Origin of the sequence: Candidatus Methylomirabilis limnetica (assembly GCF_003044035.1) — a bacterium.
Lineage (GTDB): Bacteria > Methylomirabilota > Methylomirabilia > Methylomirabilales > Methylomirabilaceae > Methylomirabilis > Methylomirabilis limnetica.
Genome location: NZ_NVQC01000026.1, coordinates 55,398 through 71,763, shown reverse-complemented (window position 1 = coordinate 71,763; position 16,366 = coordinate 55,398). Strand labels below are relative to the sequence as shown.

At 59.2% G+C, this 16,366-nt stretch carries 12 protein-coding genes; 10 read left to right on the top strand and 2 right to left on the bottom strand.

Features of this window, described 5'->3' with window-relative positions; all coding sequences use genetic code 11:
* The coding region (locus CLG94_RS10570; protein WP_121592141.1) for a DEAD/DEAH box helicase at nucleotides 1-526 on the bottom strand (526 nt) is incomplete at its 3' end.
* 677 nt (nucleotides 527-1,203) lie between these two features.
* A complete protein-coding gene (locus CLG94_RS10565; protein WP_239993217.1) occupies nucleotides 1,204-1,770 on the bottom strand; it encodes an OmpA family protein in 567 nt (188 codons plus the stop codon).
* A 576-nt stretch (nucleotides 1,771-2,346) separates the two neighbouring features.
* On the opposite strand from CLG94_RS10565, the gene galU reads away from it, so the two are divergent.
* From galU to CLG94_RS10515, 10 genes are all read left to right on the top strand, one after another.
* On the top strand, nucleotides 2,347-3,252 hold the full coding sequence (gene galU, locus CLG94_RS10560; RefSeq protein ID WP_107563354.1) for a UTP--glucose-1-phosphate uridylyltransferase GalU: 906 nt from the start codon (nucleotides 2,347-2,349) through the stop codon (nucleotides 3,250-3,252).
* A gap of 65 nt (nucleotides 3,253-3,317) precedes the next feature.
* On the top strand, nucleotides 3,318-5,843 hold the full coding sequence (gene lon, locus CLG94_RS10555; protein WP_432264764.1) for an endopeptidase La: 2,526 nt from the start codon (nucleotides 3,318-3,320) through the stop codon (nucleotides 5,841-5,843).
* On the top strand, nucleotides 5,836-7,500 hold the full coding sequence (locus CLG94_RS10550; RefSeq protein ID WP_107563352.1) for a ribonuclease J: 1,665 nt from the start codon (nucleotides 5,836-5,838) through the stop codon (nucleotides 7,498-7,500). Before lon ends, CLG94_RS10550 begins: the two co-directional genes overlap by 8 nt.
* A gap of 15 nt (nucleotides 7,501-7,515) precedes the next feature.
* Nucleotides 7,516-9,783: an FtsK/SpoIIIE family DNA translocase gene (locus tag CLG94_RS10545; protein ID WP_239993216.1), complete on the top strand. Its 2,268-nt coding sequence runs from the start codon at nucleotides 7,516-7,518 to the stop codon at nucleotides 9,781-9,783.
* A gap of 140 nt (nucleotides 9,784-9,923) precedes the next feature.
* Nucleotides 9,924-10,601 (top strand): outer membrane lipoprotein periplasmic chaperone LolA, encoded by a 678-nt coding sequence (gene lolA / locus CLG94_RS10540; protein WP_107563350.1) that lies wholly within the window; start codon nucleotides 9,924-9,926, stop codon nucleotides 10,599-10,601.
* Between the two features lie 17 nt (nucleotides 10,602-10,618).
* Nucleotides 10,619-11,110 (top strand): YajQ family cyclic di-GMP-binding protein, encoded by a 492-nt coding sequence (locus CLG94_RS10535; protein WP_107563348.1) that lies wholly within the window; start codon nucleotides 10,619-10,621, stop codon nucleotides 11,108-11,110.
* Nucleotides 11,111-11,341: 231 nt separating this feature from the next.
* Nucleotides 11,342-12,559 (top strand): GGDEF domain-containing protein, encoded by a 1,218-nt coding sequence (locus CLG94_RS10530; RefSeq protein WP_107563346.1) that lies wholly within the window; start codon nucleotides 11,342-11,344, stop codon nucleotides 12,557-12,559.
* Nucleotides 12,560-12,759: 200 nt separating this feature from the next.
* Nucleotides 12,760-14,034 carry a competence/damage-inducible protein A gene (locus CLG94_RS10525; RefSeq protein WP_107563344.1) on the top strand — a complete coding sequence of 425 codons (1,275 nt, stop codon included), beginning with the start codon at nucleotides 12,760-12,762 and terminating at the stop codon, nucleotides 14,032-14,034.
* Entirely contained in the window at nucleotides 14,018-14,611 is a 594-nt protein-coding gene (thpR, locus tag CLG94_RS10520; RefSeq protein ID WP_107563342.1) for an RNA 2',3'-cyclic phosphodiesterase, read from the top strand. The genes CLG94_RS10525 and thpR overlap by 17 nt, the downstream gene beginning before the upstream one ends.
* A gap of 140 nt (nucleotides 14,612-14,751) precedes the next feature.
* Nucleotides 14,752-16,320, top strand: coding sequence for a TldD/PmbA family protein (locus CLG94_RS10515; protein WP_107563356.1), 1,569 nt, complete (start codon nucleotides 14,752-14,754; stop codon nucleotides 16,318-16,320).
* The last annotated feature ends 46 nt before the right edge of the window (nucleotides 16,321-16,366 follow it).

Here is a 16,366-nt window from a genome sequence, read left to right as displayed (position 1 = left end):
CTTTCTTTGGGACATGCGCCAGGATGCGGCGGATGTCGGGCAGAAAGCCCATATCGAGCATGCGGTCTGCTTCATCGAGTACCAGGTACTCGATGCCGGTGAGGCGCGCATACGGGTACTGGCAGTGATCGAGGAGCCTGCCGGGGGTCGCGACCAGGACGTCCACGCCTCGGCGGAATGCTCCTTCCTGGGGTCCCATGGAGACGCCCCCGTAGACTGCGGCGCCCTTCAGAGACGTGTGTACGGCGAGCGCGTGAAAGTGCTCCGCAATCTGCGCCGCCAGTTCCCGGGTGGGCGCCAGGATGAGCGCCCTCGTGGTGCCCCTGGGCTTCTCCATGAGGCGGTGGAGGATAGGCAGGAGAAACGCCGCGGTCTTACCGCTCCCTGTCACGGCGGTAGCCATAACGTCGCGGCCCTCCATGAGGGGCGGCACAGCGAGACTTTGGATCGGCGTGGGCTTCTCAAACCCCATGGTGTGGATGGCTTTCAAAAGGTTAGCGTTCAGGGTGAATGATGAAAACGGCATACTCCTCCTACTGCGGTGGTTGGGCGCACCTGTCATCAGAGATGAGCAAAGAAGCGCCCGCGCTGTTTGTCCGGTCGGATTGATGAGTGGGGCTAACGGCGGGATCACCGGAGAAGTCGCCGTGCAGATTCTAAAACGTCCCAGCTCGACACTCGATCGAGCCGCGTCAGGGTCTCGATCGATCTTGCTACTACAGTTTCGAGGTACTCTAGCACGCCTGGCGGCTTTTGCCAAGAGGGAAGTACAATCCAAAAGTAGAGGGAGCCATTACTGATGTGTCCCAATCGGGAGAGACGTCGAAGCTCGGCACTATCTTACATCAAGGGGCTTAGGCTGCTTGACAAGCAGAACGAACTACCCCGCAGCAAGCTACGGGGTATCGTCTTCTGTTCTGGCCCGTCATTCCGTGCTTGACACGCCTGCCCCGTACTTGATACGGGGGAATCTAGTCGGGCCCTCTGGATACCGGCTTCCGCCGGTATGACGAGCTTGCGGCAAGCCGCGGGGAATGAACCCCCAGCAGATTCAACAAACGGAAAAGCCAGTCCCCCGCGAGAGAAGTACCGGACCCGGATGACAGTGTGGCTGGTCCGCATCGCGGCCCAGCCACACTGTTCACACTCGTACGCCGGTGAGCCACTGAACTGATGAGGACCTAAGCCCCCATCAAACTTCAGTTACTCTTGCGGTTGCAGTTCAACTCGCCGATTCTTTGCGCGACCTTCAACCTCATCGTTCGACGCGATCGGCTGTTCTTCCCCGAATCCTACAGCAGTGAGATTGGCTGACCTTACGCCACGTGAGATCAGGTGGTTCATCACCGACTCGGCACGCTGCTGCGACAGCTTCTTATTGTAATCCGCCGTGCCCATACTGTCCGTATGGCCGGCAATAATGATCTTTAGGGCAGGGTGTTTGGTGAGAACCTTCGCAGTACCATCCAGAATCGCAAAAGATTTCTGGGTCAGCTCGGCCGAATCGTACGCAAAGTTCACACCTTTCAGGACGATGGGTTCTCGCTCCGGGCATCCGAGCTGATTCACTTTTACGCCATGAGGAGTGCCTGGGCACTGATCTTTGTCGTCCGCTACGCCATCCCCATCACTATCCACAGGAGTCGCCCCGGGAGTTAACGCCGCGCAGAGAATTCCGCCCACCACCGCACCGGCGGCAGCTCCATATCCAGCCTCCCTCCCCCCTGCAGCGCCTCCCCCAATTGCGGCGCCAGCGGCGCCTCCAGCCACCGAGCATATGAGCGCGTTATATCAGGGTCGCTGGCTAGCGCAGCCTGTTATGAACAACACAGCTATAAGGACTGTAACCTTCAATTTCTTCATGCTCTCCCCCATTGCAAGACGTGAAATCCGTTAATAGCATTAGCTGAGCCCTTCGCATAGCGGAGGGACAACCCACTGAATGAATAACATTTTGTATATCGAAACAGGGTTCTTGTCAACGCAGAAAAGATCTGCCGTGATGTTGGGTGCCTAGCTGCTACGTTCAGCCCCAGGTGCTTGACTTTTTGGCGAAAGATGCTATAAAAAACAATTAAAGTCATTAAAGAAGCGTATGAATCAAGGGAGCTGAGGATCTTTCGCGAAAGCGAAACCCGATCGTGTGGTTTTCGGGCACCTTGTGCCTGGCTCTGCTCGTCTGGGCGGAAAAGGGGTGCGCTCGGGCACGAAGGTCACCGTCCTCAGTGCTGGCTTTTCCAGAGCGGTCATTAGCAGATATGATCCCGCCTCAGGTTCGCCCGGGATCTTCTCTTAAGGTTGCAGCGTTCTCTTGCAGTTCGAGTAGAAGCAGGGTGGGCTTGACCAATGCGGATTCGTAAAGCAATTGTGCCCGCTGCGGGTTTGGGGACGCGGTTCCTCCCCGCAACGAAGGCACAGCCGAAAGAGATGCTTCCGATCGTGGACAAGCCTACCATCCAGTATGTGGTGGAGGAAGCCGCTGCGTCTGGGATCGAGGACATCATCATTGTGACCGGACGTGGGAAGGACGCGATCGAGAACCACTTTGACCGATCGCTGGAATTAGAAACCTCCCTTAGGCGGCAGGGCAAGGAGGAGCAGTTGCGGGAGATCGAGCGGATCTCCGGGTTGGCGTCGTTTTGCTACATCCGCCAAGAGGAGCCCCTCGGCTTGGGACACGCGATCCTGTTGGCAAGAGCGCTCGTGGGGAATGAGCCCTTTGCTGTCTTGCTTGGAGACGACATCATCGATGCCGAGGTCCCCTGTCTCAAGCAGATGATCTCGGCATTTGAACGGTATCAGTCCTCGATCATTGCTGTGCAGCAGGTCAGCAAGGAGGAAACCAGCAGCTACGGGATCATCGACCCCAAGCCAGTTGAGGAGACGATCTATCAGATCCTGGATCTGGTGGAAAAGCCGTCCCCGGCAGTAGCTCCGTCTGACCTGGCCATTGTCGGGCGCTACATTCTGACACCAGAGATCTTTGAGGCTCTTGAACAGACTCCCCGGGATAAAGGAGGAGAGGTTCAGCTCACGAATGGTCTGCGGGTGCTGCTGAGAACACAAACGATGTATGGACTCGCGTTTCACGGGCGTCGGTATGACGCCGGGAGTAAACTTGGTTTTTTGAAGGCAACCTTACAGTTTGCGCTCAAGCGTCCGGATCTGGCACCAGGATTGCGGGAATACCTGAGGACACTCAATCTGGATGAGGTGGGAGCGACCGTGGAGTGGGATCGAAAGGAGAACTGAGAGCCGTGGCGGACGAGAAGCCTGTCCTGAGTTCGATCGAAGGAACGGTGGAAAGTACAGAGGAACTGTCGGTCCCTGACGCTGAGATCACTGAGACCACAACCGAGGGACAAGCTCGGAAGGTGCCTGGCACGATCCCGCTCCTACCGGTGCGAGACGTGGTGATCTATCCCTTCATGATCTTGCCTCTCTTTGTAGGTCGGGAGAAATCGGTAAGAGCGGTAGACGAAGCGCTTTCGAGGGACCGCCTTATCTTGCTGGTGGCGCAACGGGATGCCGAGAAGGAGGATCCCGGCGCCGATGAGATCCACTCGGTCGGGACCGTGGCGATGATCATGCGAATGCTCAAGATGCCGGACGGGCGGGTAAAGGTGTTGGTTCAGGGTCTGTCCCGCGCCAGGGTCATTGGGGTTGAGCGGCGGGAACTCTACTTCGAGGCGAGGATCGCCGAAGTCCCCGAAACGGATCTGGTCACGTCGGACGTTGAGGTGGAGGCCCTGATCCGTTCGGTCAAAGAGTTGGTGAGCAAGAGCGTAACCCTCGGGAAACAGATCTCGTCGGATGTGGTGGTGATTATCAACAACCTCGAGCACTCGGGCCGCCTGGCTGACCTCGTGGCCAGTCACCTGGATCTGAAGATGGAACAGGCCCAAGAGGTGCTGGAACTGTTCGATCCGATCCAGCGCCTGAAGAGGGTCAGCGAGCTGCTAAGCAAGGAGCTCGAGGTGCTCGATGTTCAGCATCGAATCCAGAGCCAGGCTCGGGAGGAAATGGACAAGACTCATCGGGAGTATTACCTTCGGGAGCAGTTGAAGGCCATCCAGAAAGAGCTGGGTGACACCGATGACCGAAGCCAGGAACTGCAGGAGCTGGAGAAGAAGATCAAGAAGGCGAAGATGCCCGTAGCGGTAGAGTCCGAGGCGAAGGCGCAGCTAGGGCGGCTCAGCCGAATGCACCCCGACGCAGCGGAGGCCTCTGTCATCCGGACCTATATGGACTGGTTGATTGAGCTGCCGTGGAGTCGGTCGACCAAGGACAAACTGGCGATCAAGCAGGCATCGAAGATCCTCAACGAGGACCACTACGACCTCGAAAAGGTGAAGGAGCGAATCCTCGAATATCTAGCTGTTCGCAAGCTGAAGAAGAAGATGAAGGGGCCGATTCTCTGCTTCGTCGGCCCGCCTGGGGTGGGGAAGACCTCCCTTGGCCGCTCCATCGCCCGCGCCATGGGGCGCAAATTCATCCGGATCTCGTTGGGCGGTGTTCGCGACGAGGCGGAGATCCGCGGTCATCGGCGGACGTATATCGGGGCGCTACCTGGTCGTATCATCCAGGGGATCAAGCAGGCCGGATCGAACAATCCCGTCTTTATGATCGACGAGGTGGACAAGGTCGGGACCGATTTTCGGGGCGACCCCTCCTCGGCCCTGCTGGAGGTGCTGGACCCGGAGCAGAACTATAGCTTCAGCGACCACTACCTCGGCGTTGCTTTTGATCTCTCTAACGTAATGTTCATCTGTACGGCTAACACGGCTGACCCGATCATCTCGGCGCTGCGCGATCGGCTGGAGATCATCGATATCTCCGGGTACACCGAGGAGGAGAAACTCCATATTGCCAAGCGCTATCTGGTTCTCAGGCAGTACCAGGAACATGGGATCGACGAGAAGCGCCTGCTGATCACCGACGAGGCGATCCTGAAGATAATCAATGAGTATACCCGGGAGGCCGGGCTCCGGAACCTGGAGCGAGAAATCGCCACTATCTGCAGGAAGGTAGCTCGCCTGGTGGCGGAAGGGCAAAAGGGACAGACCAAGGTGACCCCGGCGGTCCTGCAGCGGTTTCTAGGTGCACCAAAGTTTCTGTCCGACTCGGAACAGGAGACCGATGAGGTCGGTGTCGCCACGGGTCTCGCGTGGACGCAGGCGGGCGGGGACACCATCTACATCGAGTGCAGCGTCCTACGCGGTAAGGGCGGCCTCTCCCTTACGGGGCATCTGGGTGAGGTGATGAAAGAGTCGGCCCAAGCCGCCTTGAGCTATGCACGCTCGCGATCCGCCGATCTGGGGATCAAGGATGAATTTTTCGCCAAATCTGATATCCATATCCACGTCCCTGCCGGAGCGATCCCCAAGGATGGTCCGTCAGCCGGTATCACGATGGCCGTAGCGCTGATTTCCGCCCTGACCAAGGTGCCCGTTAGGAGGGACGTGGCGATGACCGGAGAGGTGACTCTTCGCGGCAAGGTCCTGCCGATCGGTGGGATCAAGGAAAAGGCGTTGGCAGCGAGAAGAATGGGCATCCATACAGTGGTGGTCCCGGCGAGGAACGACAAGGATATCAAAGAGCTTCCTGCCAATGTGAAGCGGGGCATGGAGTTCGTGTTCGTGGACCATATGGACCAGGTGCTCGAAATCGCCTTGGTCAAGCAGACAGGGGCCAAGCGTCGCCTTGCTGTGGCTCTCAGCGCTAAACGTGGGACGACCCCTTCGGCGGGGCTCAGGACAGGCCCTTCGACAGGGCTCAGAACGTGCTTGCCGAGACACCGGAACCCCGCAGCTCCTGCACAAGGGACTCCATACAGTGTCTAACGACCGAACGGTTCGGATCGTCCCCTTGGGAGGCCTGGGGGAGATCGGTTTGAACATGATGGTCGTCGAAGCGGCGGGCGACCTGCTGGTGATAGATGCCGGGTTGATGTTCCCGGATGAGGAGGTGTTCGGGGTCGACCACGTGGTCCCGGATATGAGCTATCTGATCGCACATCGGGAGAAGGTGCGGGCAGTGCTGCTCACCCACGGCCACGAGGATCACATCGGCGCACTTCCTTACCTGCTGAGCAGGATCAATGTCCCGGTTTATGGCACGCGCTTCTCACTGGGGCTGGCGGCGGAAAAACTGAAGGAAGCGAATCTCCTGTCCGATGCCGACCTCAAGCTCATTCGTCCCCGCGATCGCCTTCAGCTCGGCCTTTTTGAGGTTGAGTTTCTTCGGGTCTGCCACAGCATTCCAGACGGCGTAGCACTGTCCATCAGGACCCCCGGCGGCCTGATTATACACACCGGCGATTTCAAATTCGACCAGAGCCCGGTGGATGGCCAACTTACCGATTACCGGCGGCTTGCCGAGCTCGGGGATGGTGGCGTGCTGGCCCTTCTCTCGGATAGTACGAATGCGGGTCGGGATGGATTCACGCCTTCGGAGCAGGTGGTGGGGCAGGCTTTCGACGCAATCTTTCGGGAGGCTCAGGGACGCGTTATCGTGGCCTGCTTCGCCTCAAACATTCATCGCGTCCAACAGATCCTCGATGCGGCGGCAGCTACGGGAAAGCGGGTGGCGGTTTGTGGCAAGAGCATGGTGGCCAATACGCGGATCGCGTCGGAGTTGGGATGCCTCCGGATCCCTGATGACACGCTCGTTGGACTGGCCGAGTTGGAGCGCCTCCCGATTGCGGAGCGGGTGATCGTGACCACTGGGAGCCAAGGCGAACCCCTCTCCGCCATCGCCAGAATGGCTGTCGCGGCGCACAAACAGGTCCACGTGTCGCCCGGCGATACCGTCGTCTTCTCGTCGCGCGTCATCCCTGGCAATGAAAAATCGGTGGCTCGAACAATTAACGGCCTCTACCGACAGGGGGCCCGTGTCATCACCGAGGATATGGCTGGAGTCCATGTCTCGGGACATGCCAGCCGGGAAGAGCTGAAGCTGATGCTGAATCTGACCCGTCCCACCTTCTTTGTACCGATTCACGGAGAGTACCGCCACCTGCACCAGCACGCCCACTTGGCACGGGAGGTCGGAGTACCGGAAGCCAGGACCCTCGTCATCGAGGACGGCGACATCCTGGAGCTAGATGGCAGCAGCGCCCGGATCGTTGGTAGAGCACCCGTCGGTCGGATCCTCATCGACGGGAAGGGGATCGGGGATGTTGGGGACGCCGTCATTCGCGACCGGCAGCGGTTGGCGCAGGAGGGGGTAGTGGCCGTGGTCCTTGCCGTAGATCAGCAGTGCGGCAAGTTGGTGACAGGACCTCAGATAATCTGCAGCGGGTTCGTCAATGCACAGGATTCGAAAACCCTCACGGATAGCATCAAAATCCTGGTCTGCTCCGTACTGGAAAATGCCTCTGAAGAGGACCGCACCGATCCGCGCCTCATGGAGCAACGGATCAAGACTGCGGTTAAGAAGCAGTTGCAGAAAGAGATCGAACGACGGCCCATGATCCTGTCGGTGATCATGGAGGTGTAACGAAGGAGGCGGTTGATGGCGACTGAAGGCACGCCGAAGCCGATGGCGACCCCAGGGGAGCGGCGCGGAGGAGATCGAGCGCCAGGGACCCAGTTCCTCACACATCCCAAGACTCACGAGGCGCTGGGTATCCTCGGGATCGCCGTGGCCCTCTTTCTCCTGGCAAGTCTCCTGTCCTACGATCCCCTCGACCCATCGTTCGTCAACTCCGGAGGCGGCCCTGGACATCAGGTGCACAATTATGGGGGGCGGTGGGGCGCAGAACTTGCTGGTGATCTTCTGGAGCTGTTAGGTGTCGGCGTACTAGCCGTACCATTCTTCCTGGCCCTGTTGAGCTGGAGGTTTCTCAGCGCGAAGGCTACTCCCTTTGTCATTTGGAAGCTGGCCGGGTGCGTCCTGCTCATGGTGAGCCTTGGGCTACTGGCCCAGTTCTTCGCTATGGCAGGGCTGCCTGTTGGCCGAACCTGGGAACGCCCTGGTGGCTTTATTGGCGAAGAGCTGCACCGGATCTTCAGTCCGCTGGTGGGCCCCGTGGGACTGCCGTTGCTGGGACTCACGACCCTCGTCCTCGGTATGGTGTGCCTGATCAGCCGGCCGCTTGCGGGCCTCTCCTTTGGATTCCGGGGTGTGATCGAGCGAGTGGCGGCTCGCGTGAGGGAACGGCGAGCGGCGAAGGCGCAACTGCCGGGCCGAATCCGGCCGCCCTATACCCCTCCAGATGAGGAAGAGCCTCGAATCGAGAGCCGATCGTTTCCCGTGCTGATGGAGCCTGCTCCTGGGGTGGCCACAGCAGAGCAGCAAGTCCACGCGATCGTTCCCCCTCCACAGCCATCCTTTCCCTTTGCGATTTCGAAAGAGGGTTTTCAGATCCCGCCGCTATCGAAGCTCGATCTGCCGGCAAGGGTGGAGAGCGGGCTCTCCGATGAGGAGCGGGAGACGAACGCGCAGATCATCGAGCGTAAGCTGCTGGACTTCGGGGTCGAGGGGAAGGTCACGCAGGCACAGCCCGGGCCTGTCATTACCCGATATGAGATTGAGCCGGGGCCCGGGATCAAGATCAACCGAATTGTTGCTTTGGCTGACGATCTGGCCTTGGCCTTACGGGCGCTAAGCGTGCGCGTCGTGGCGCCGATTCCAGGGAAAGCAGTTGTTGGCGTGGAGATCCCGAACCGCCGTCGTGCTACGGTACACCTGCGCGAGGTACTGGCGTCCAAAGCATTCGAGAGATCTACTGCTTCACACCTTCCCCTTGCCTTAGGGAAGGACATTGCCGGCGAACCCTATGTGGTCAATCTGAGCCAGATGCCACACCTGCTCATCGCCGGGGCGACAGGTTCCGGCAAAAGTGTATGCATCAATGCCCTGATTGTGAGCCTGCTGTACAAGGCCACAGCAGAAAGCGTTCGATTGCTGCTGATCGATCCGAAGCGGGTGGAACTCTCTGTCTATAACGGGATTCCGCATCTGGCTGAGCGCGTCGTATGCGATCCGAAGGAGGCGTCAAAACGGCTTCAGCGCCTTGTGCTTCACATGGAAGGGCGCTACAAACTGTTTGCCAGGCTCGGGGCCAGAAATATTGCCAGCTACAACGAGTTGGAACTGAAAGCCAAGCGGGAAGGAGGCGGCGAGATCTTTCAGCCGCTCCCCTACCTGGTGGTGGTCATCGACGAACTAGCCGACCTGATGCTGACCGCTTCCGCCGACGTCGAGCGGTCCATCGTCAGGCTGGCGCAGATGGCTCGGGCGGTAGGCATCCATCTGATCGTGGCAACGCAGCGCCCCTCGGTCGATGTGATCACCGGGGTTATCAAGGCCAATTTTCCGGCCAGGCTCGCCTTCCAGGTTTCCTCGAAGGTCGATTCCCGTACGATCCTCGACATGAATGGCGCCGAGCAACTGTTAGGCGATGGCGACATGCTATTCATCCCGCCATCAAGCTCAAAGCCGCACCGGATTCACGGATCGTTCGTGTCCGATATCGAGATTAAGCGCGTCGTCGAGTTTCTGGAAGCGCAGGGGAAGGCCGAGGAGTTTCCGTGGTCGCTGCTGCCGGCCGAGGAGGAGCAGGAAAAGTCAGGGGATGAAGACGACGAGCTGTACCGGCAGGCGGTTGAGGTCGTCGTCACCACGCGTCAGGCCTCGATTTCCCTTATTCAGCGGCGACTCAGGATTGGGTTTAACCGAGCGGCGCGAATGATCGAGCGGATGGAGCATGAACGGATTGTGAGTCGCATTGAAGGGGGCGGGCCGCGAGCGGTCCTCGTGGAACCGCAGAATACGTGAATGATGTGCGAGGTGCCCTCTCCCTCGCCGACGTAGGGGCGACCCTGGCGGTCTCCCGATCCGGGCAGGCACAAGGCCTGCCCCTACAAGAAGGGAGGGGGCGCGGCGTGCGAAGAGAATGGGGCGGAGCGCGAGGGTCAATGCGGCATAGGTCGGTGATCGGTCTCACACTCCTGCTACTAGCGGGTGTAGGGTCTCCGCTGAGCGTGTCCGCGCTTACAGCAGATGAGGTGGCAGACAAGGTCCAGGCAACCTACCAGGGGTTCTCGGACCTCCAGGGGACCTTCCTCCAGCGTGCCACGAATAAACTGAGCGGGATGACACAAGAGGCCTCAGGCCGGCTCTTCCTCAAGTGGCCAGGGAGGATGCGCTGGGAGTACGAGAAGCCTGAATCGAGGCTATTCTTGATCGATGGTAAGACCCTCTGGAGCTACAGCCCATCCGAACGACAAGCCATGTCGCAAGATGTGAGCGGCGTGCTTACGACGAGCCCTATCGGGATCCTGTTCGGGATGAGCAGCCTCCGGCGAGACTTTCAGGTGCGGCCTATCGTTCACGCGGGGACCAAGGACAGTCCGGAGTACCTCATGGAGTTGACCCCCAAGGGGAAGGATATGTCCTTCAAGCGGGTGATCCTGGGGGTGGATCGGGAAAGTTTCTTCATCCAGCGACTTACGGTTTTTGACCTGTATGGCAACACCACTGAGGTCGAGCTGTCCAAGCAGAAGGTCAACAGCGGTCTAAAAGGCGAGTTGTTTCAATTCTCGCCACCGCCAGGGACGGATGTCGTGGCCCCTCTCAAGCCTCCCGTTCCATAGCCAAAAGGAGATCACACGTGTCCAATGAGGCGTCCTTCGATATCAGCTCAACGGTTGATTTGCAGGAGGTAGACAACGCTGTACAGCAGGTCATGAAAGAGATCCAGCAGCGGTTCGATTTTAAGGGAACAGCCTGTCGCGTCGTGCGGGACGAGCAAGGTCTCCTGCTCCACGCTGACGATACCTACAAGCTGAAGGCTGTGGTGGACCTGCTGGAATCGAAGCTGGTGCGGCGAAAGGTATCTCTGAAGGCCCTTGTCTACGAAGCCACTGAGCCGGCGGCTAAAGGGACCCTGCGGCAGCGGGTAACGCTGCAGCAAGGTATCTCCGCAGACAAGGCCAAAGAGGTCGCCAAGGTGATCAGGGGGCTTGGTTTTAAGGTTACTGCGCAGATCCAAGGCGATCAGATACGGGTCTCGGCGAAGAGTAAAGACGATCTGCAAGCTGTCATGCAAGCGCTTCGAGCGCACGATTGTGGCATCGACCTGCAGTTCGACAACTATCGGTAACGCGGCCGCTCGCTGCCTGGTTTTTTCTTGTCCGGCAAACGAAATCGTGTAGCATCCATCGTAAGTACTCAGGTGGGTAGGCTGAAGGCTGAAGGCTTTTAGGGGTAGAAACCGAGAACGGTCTTGATTCGTGCCTTGCGAGATAATTCAGAACCTTCAGCCTTCAGCCTAAACACCTTGAGTAGTTACCAGTCATCACGTGAAGAGGTTGTGTCAGCCTTGAGTGATAGCATGCCGGAACATCGTGAAGATGAGAGTAAGACGGCCCTGATTGTCGGGGACGGTGTCGGATCAATCCTCCGACTCCGTGAGCTGCTCACGCGTCAAGGATTCTTGGTCCTGCAAGCCCCATCGACGCAGGAGGCGCTGGATGTCCTTGCTGCCGGCCACGCTGAGCTGGTGGTCTTGGATGCCGGATCGTACGTCACTCTGCAACAGCGAGCTTATCGTCTTACGGCGGTCAATCGATTGACCGGAGTCATCGGCGCCTCATTTGATCTCAGTGAGGTCTATCAAGCTTTCGCCACAGAGGTGGGACGGCTCGTTCATTACGATCGGATGGGACTCATCCTGCGACAAAATGATGCAGATCTGGAGGGGAGGGTGCTCCGGCTGGCGCCTGACCAACCTGCCACCGGATGGCATGAAGGTGTCTTCGCCATTGAGGAAGGAACAGGTGTCGGGTGGGTCATGGCTCAGCAACGCCCCCATATCGAGCAGGATCTGGCGGAATCGAAGCAATTCACGGAGGACGAGTCGCTGTTGAAGGTCGGAATCCGGGCCTGCCTTCGCCTTCCCCTCATCGTGAAGGGAGGGGTGATCGGCTGTCTCTGCATGGATAGCATTACACCTCACCGTTATGGCAATCAGGAACTGGAGCTCATGGTGCCTCTGAGCGAGCAGTTGGCCATCGCGATCGAACATGGGCGTCTGTTTCAAGAGAGTAACAGGTTGGCAATGACCGATGAGTTAACGGATCTCTTTAACCATCGCCACTTCTATAGCCAACTTGAGCAGGAGTTCAATCGAACTCTGCGCTACGGTCACCCGCTCTCGCTGATCATGTTGGATATCGATCACTTCAAGCAGTATAACGACCTCAACGGTCACCTGGGCGGCGATGAGGCCCTTCACCGCATTGCTACCCTGTTGGTAAATAGCACGAGGGGTGTTGATATTGTCGCGCGATATGGAGGGGACGAGTTTGGCATCATCCTTCCGGAAACCGATCTGCAGCAGGCCTTGGTGCATGCAGAACGGATCCGCTGTGCGATGGAGTGCGACGCTTTGAAAGTGCAAAGAGCGTCTGGCGGCGAGAGGCTTACTGCGAGCCTCGGCGTTGCCTGCTTCGGACCCGACATGCACCAGGTCGAAGACCTGGTGCGGGTGGCGGATCAGGCGCTCTATCGATCTAAAGCGGCGGGTGGCAACCAGACCTCTGCTGCCTGAATGAACTACCCCGCAGCAAGCTGCGGGGTATCGTCTTCTGTTCTGGCCCGTCATTCCGTGCTTGACACGGAATCCAGTCGGGCCCTCTGGATACCGGCGCCTGCCCCGGACTCCGATCCGGGGTCCGCCGGTATGACGAACTCGCGGCAAGCTGCGGGGAATGAACTCCCAGTGGATTCAATCGTCAGGAGGACCCTGCCGTGGAGAAGGAGGTACGGGTTGAGATCCTCACGATTGGGACAGAGTTGCTCCTGGGCCAGACACTCGATACCAATTCGGCCTACATCGGCGAAGCGCTTGCAGCGGCTGGAATCGAGGTCTATTGGAAGAGTACCGTTGGCGACAACGAGGCCCGGATCAGGGAGGTGCTTCGTGTGGCGCTCACACGATCCGAGATTGTGATTGCGACGGGGGGCCTCGGTCCCACGGAGGACGATCTGACCTGCCGAGCCATCGCGGCGGAACTGGGTCGAACGCTTCACCTCGACGAGACGGTCTTAGAATCGATCCGCCTCCGATTTGCCGATCGTGGGCTCGTCATGCCCAGGAACAACGAACGGCAAGCCATGATCCCGGAAGGCGCCACCGTGTTGCCGAATCCCCACGGGACTGCGCCCGGCCTCTTCATCCGCATGGAGAATGGAAAGATTGTGGTGGCGATGCCCGGGGTTCCTGGGGAGATGCAGCCGATGCTCACAGAGCAAGTCATCCCGCGCCTTGGCGAGGCCTTCGGTGCCAGCGGCAGCATTCGGTCGCGTACGCTCAAAGCCTGCGGGATCGCGGAATCGGCGCTCGATGAGATTATCGGCGACCTCATGCGCCATTCGCGAAACCCAATGATCGGGTTGCTCGCCTACCCCGGCGAGATCCATATCCGGTTGACCGTGCACACCGAGTCGGAGGCGGATGGCGACCGACTGCTCAATGATCTTGAATCCAGGATTCGCGAGCGGCTAGGTAAGCTACTCTTTGGGCGGGATGAGGAGCGGCTCGAGGATGTAGTGGGGCGGTTGCTACTCGAGGCGAAACAGACCATTGCCGTCGCCGAGTCGTGCACCGGAGGGTTGGTGTGCCACCGGCTGACCAATCTCCCGGGGAGTTCCGCCTATTTCGTTCGTGGCGAGGTGGTCTACAGTAACGACGCCAAAGAAGGTCTGCTTGGGGTGCCGCGTGAGCTGATTGCAGAGTATGGCGCCGTCAGTCAACCAGTCGCCCTTGCAATGGCTGCGGGGATGCGGCAGGTTGCCGGAACGGATCTGGCGCTGGGTATCACCGGCATCGCCGGGCCGGGCGGGGGCACCGCTACTAAACCGATCGGCCTGACCTACATCGCGATTGCCTCACACGACGGCGTCACCTGCCGTGAGTACCGGTTCCTGGGGGACCGTGAGACCAATAGGCTACGCGCCTCCCAGGAGGCTCTCGACATCCTTCGCCGACACCTGCTGCTGCACCGACATGCCGGACAGACCTGACTCCCAGCCCGTCTCGGAGATTCGCGCTTTTGTCGCCGCTAATCTGGATTCCGGCCTCAAAGCAGCCCTGGCCAGGGTGCAGGATCGGCTCAAGGCCACACGAGCCGACGTCGGATGGGTGCGGCCGGAGAACCTCCACCTTACGCTCAAATTTCTGGGGCAGGTCGAGGAGGGTCGTCTCGGTGTCATCGGGGAGGCGATCGCTGTAGCGGCTACCGGGTGTGGTCCGATTCGCCTGGTCTTTGAGGGTCTCGGCGCCTTTCCCCATCCGCGTGCGGCCCGGGTCGTCTGGATCGGGCTCTCCCACGGCGCGGAGGCGCTGGCAAAGCTTCAGACGAGGATTGAGACGGGGCTCGAGTCGCTCGGATTTGCACGGGAGGAGCGACCGTTCACCGCGCATCTTACGCTGGGTCGTGTACGGAGCCCCGCGCACCGAGAGCAGTTGGCTAGCGCGCTCACTGGGGCGCCAACCGAGACGCTGGGCGAGATGGCGCTCGACCGGATCGAGCTGATGAAGAGCGACCTGCACGTGGCGGGCGCACGCTACTCTATCCTGCAAAGCTTTTCGCTCGGCTGAGATCTCTTCCAACAGCGCAGTCCCGTACACGTCCCGTATAAAAGGTGCTTCCCAGTTCTCACCCTGATGGGGTACAATCTAGCGCTTTACCGTCCTTGAAAAGAACGTAACCAATGCTGGGGATAGGGGAAGCAAAGACGATGTCAACACAACCAATGACAGTACAGATCATCGATCAGATCAAGCCGATGATCTTCGATCTCGCCACCCGCTACAGGAAGACCCTTCGCGGCTGCCGCTATGTGGACATTCGCGTACAGGTCGATGAAGGACAATCGGCCGCAGCAGAGAATGGTGGGAGTAAACATAGCACCAGGGACTATGGCTTTGCGGTCGGTATCCGCGCTCTGTCCGGTAACGGGATGGTCGCGCCGGGCTATTTCGGGCAATCGCTCGGAATAGCCGACATAGATCGACTAGCGCAGGTCGTGAAGGGCGGGCTCCGTCATGCGCATCATCGGGCACTGGCCAACGCCGAGCGCAAGAGCGCAACACGGGAGGCGTTCAGTCCTCTGGGGGATACCCTGATCAGCACTACCCTCGCGCCCATCGAGATTCATCAGGATATCGTTCCGGCGCGCTTTGAGGTCGATCCCCTCTCCGTCCCCTTAGACGAGATCGTCGCCATGACGACCGAGATCTCCAAAAGCACGCTTGCGCTCGACCCTCATGTCAAGTATACGTTCATCTCGGCCTTTACCCTGTTGAGCCGGGAGTTGCTGTGTAGCTCTGAGGGTGCCAACATCGACCAGTGCTTTGCTCTGACTCAGGGCACGTGTTTCATCGTGACCGACGGCAAATCCGGCACGCAGGAGCTGTACGATTACATGGGCCACCAGCGCGGGTGGGAGGTGTTAACCAAAGGCGTGCAAGAGGAGTTCATCCAATTTCCGGATTTCCGGACCTTTTGTATGAACCTCACGGGTGACGCGGTGAGCCTGTGCAATGCCAGGCCGCTCAAGGCCACTGACCGCGAGATGGTGGTTGTCACCGACCCCCACTACAACACCCTGACGGTCCACGAGATTGTCGGCCACCCGGCCGAGCTGGATCGCGCGTTGAAGATGGAGGCTTCTTACGCCGGCCGAAGCTGGCTTTTCCGGGACCTCCAGGAACATCAGATGGGCAAACCGATCGCTTCTCCCCTCGTCTCAGCCTTCTCCGACCCCTCTCTTCCCGGGTACGGCCATTATAAGTATGATCACGAAGGTACATCAGGGAGAAAGGTTATGCACATCGACCACGGGATCTTCACCGGCTTCATGAACAGCCGCCAGACCGCTGCCATCCTGGGTATCCCGCCGAACGGGTCGTACACGGCTACTGACGCCTCGATGGTTCCTTTGATCAGGATGTCAAATACGGTGTTCAGTCCTGGCGAACGGGACCCCCATGAGATTATCAGGGAGATCCCCCATGGCTACTACCTCGTAGGGCACCGGACTCCCTCGATCGCTGAATCGCGCGAAAACTTCCGAATCTCCGCGATGAAGGTCTATGAGATCAAGCATGGGCAGATCGGAGAGTTGTTCTGTAACGGCGGGATCATGGCCGATACGAAGGACTACTTGATGAAGGTGGATGCGGTAGGGAACGACTTCCGTCTCTACCCGATCCCCAATTGCGGCAAGGGCCAGCCGATGCAGACCAAGCGGCTCGGTAATGGGGGCCCCACCATGCGCAGCCGCGCCATCCTCACCGGAGCTTGAAAGGGTAGAGGGTATAGGGTAGAGGAAAAGCATGGCCGGTGGGTTC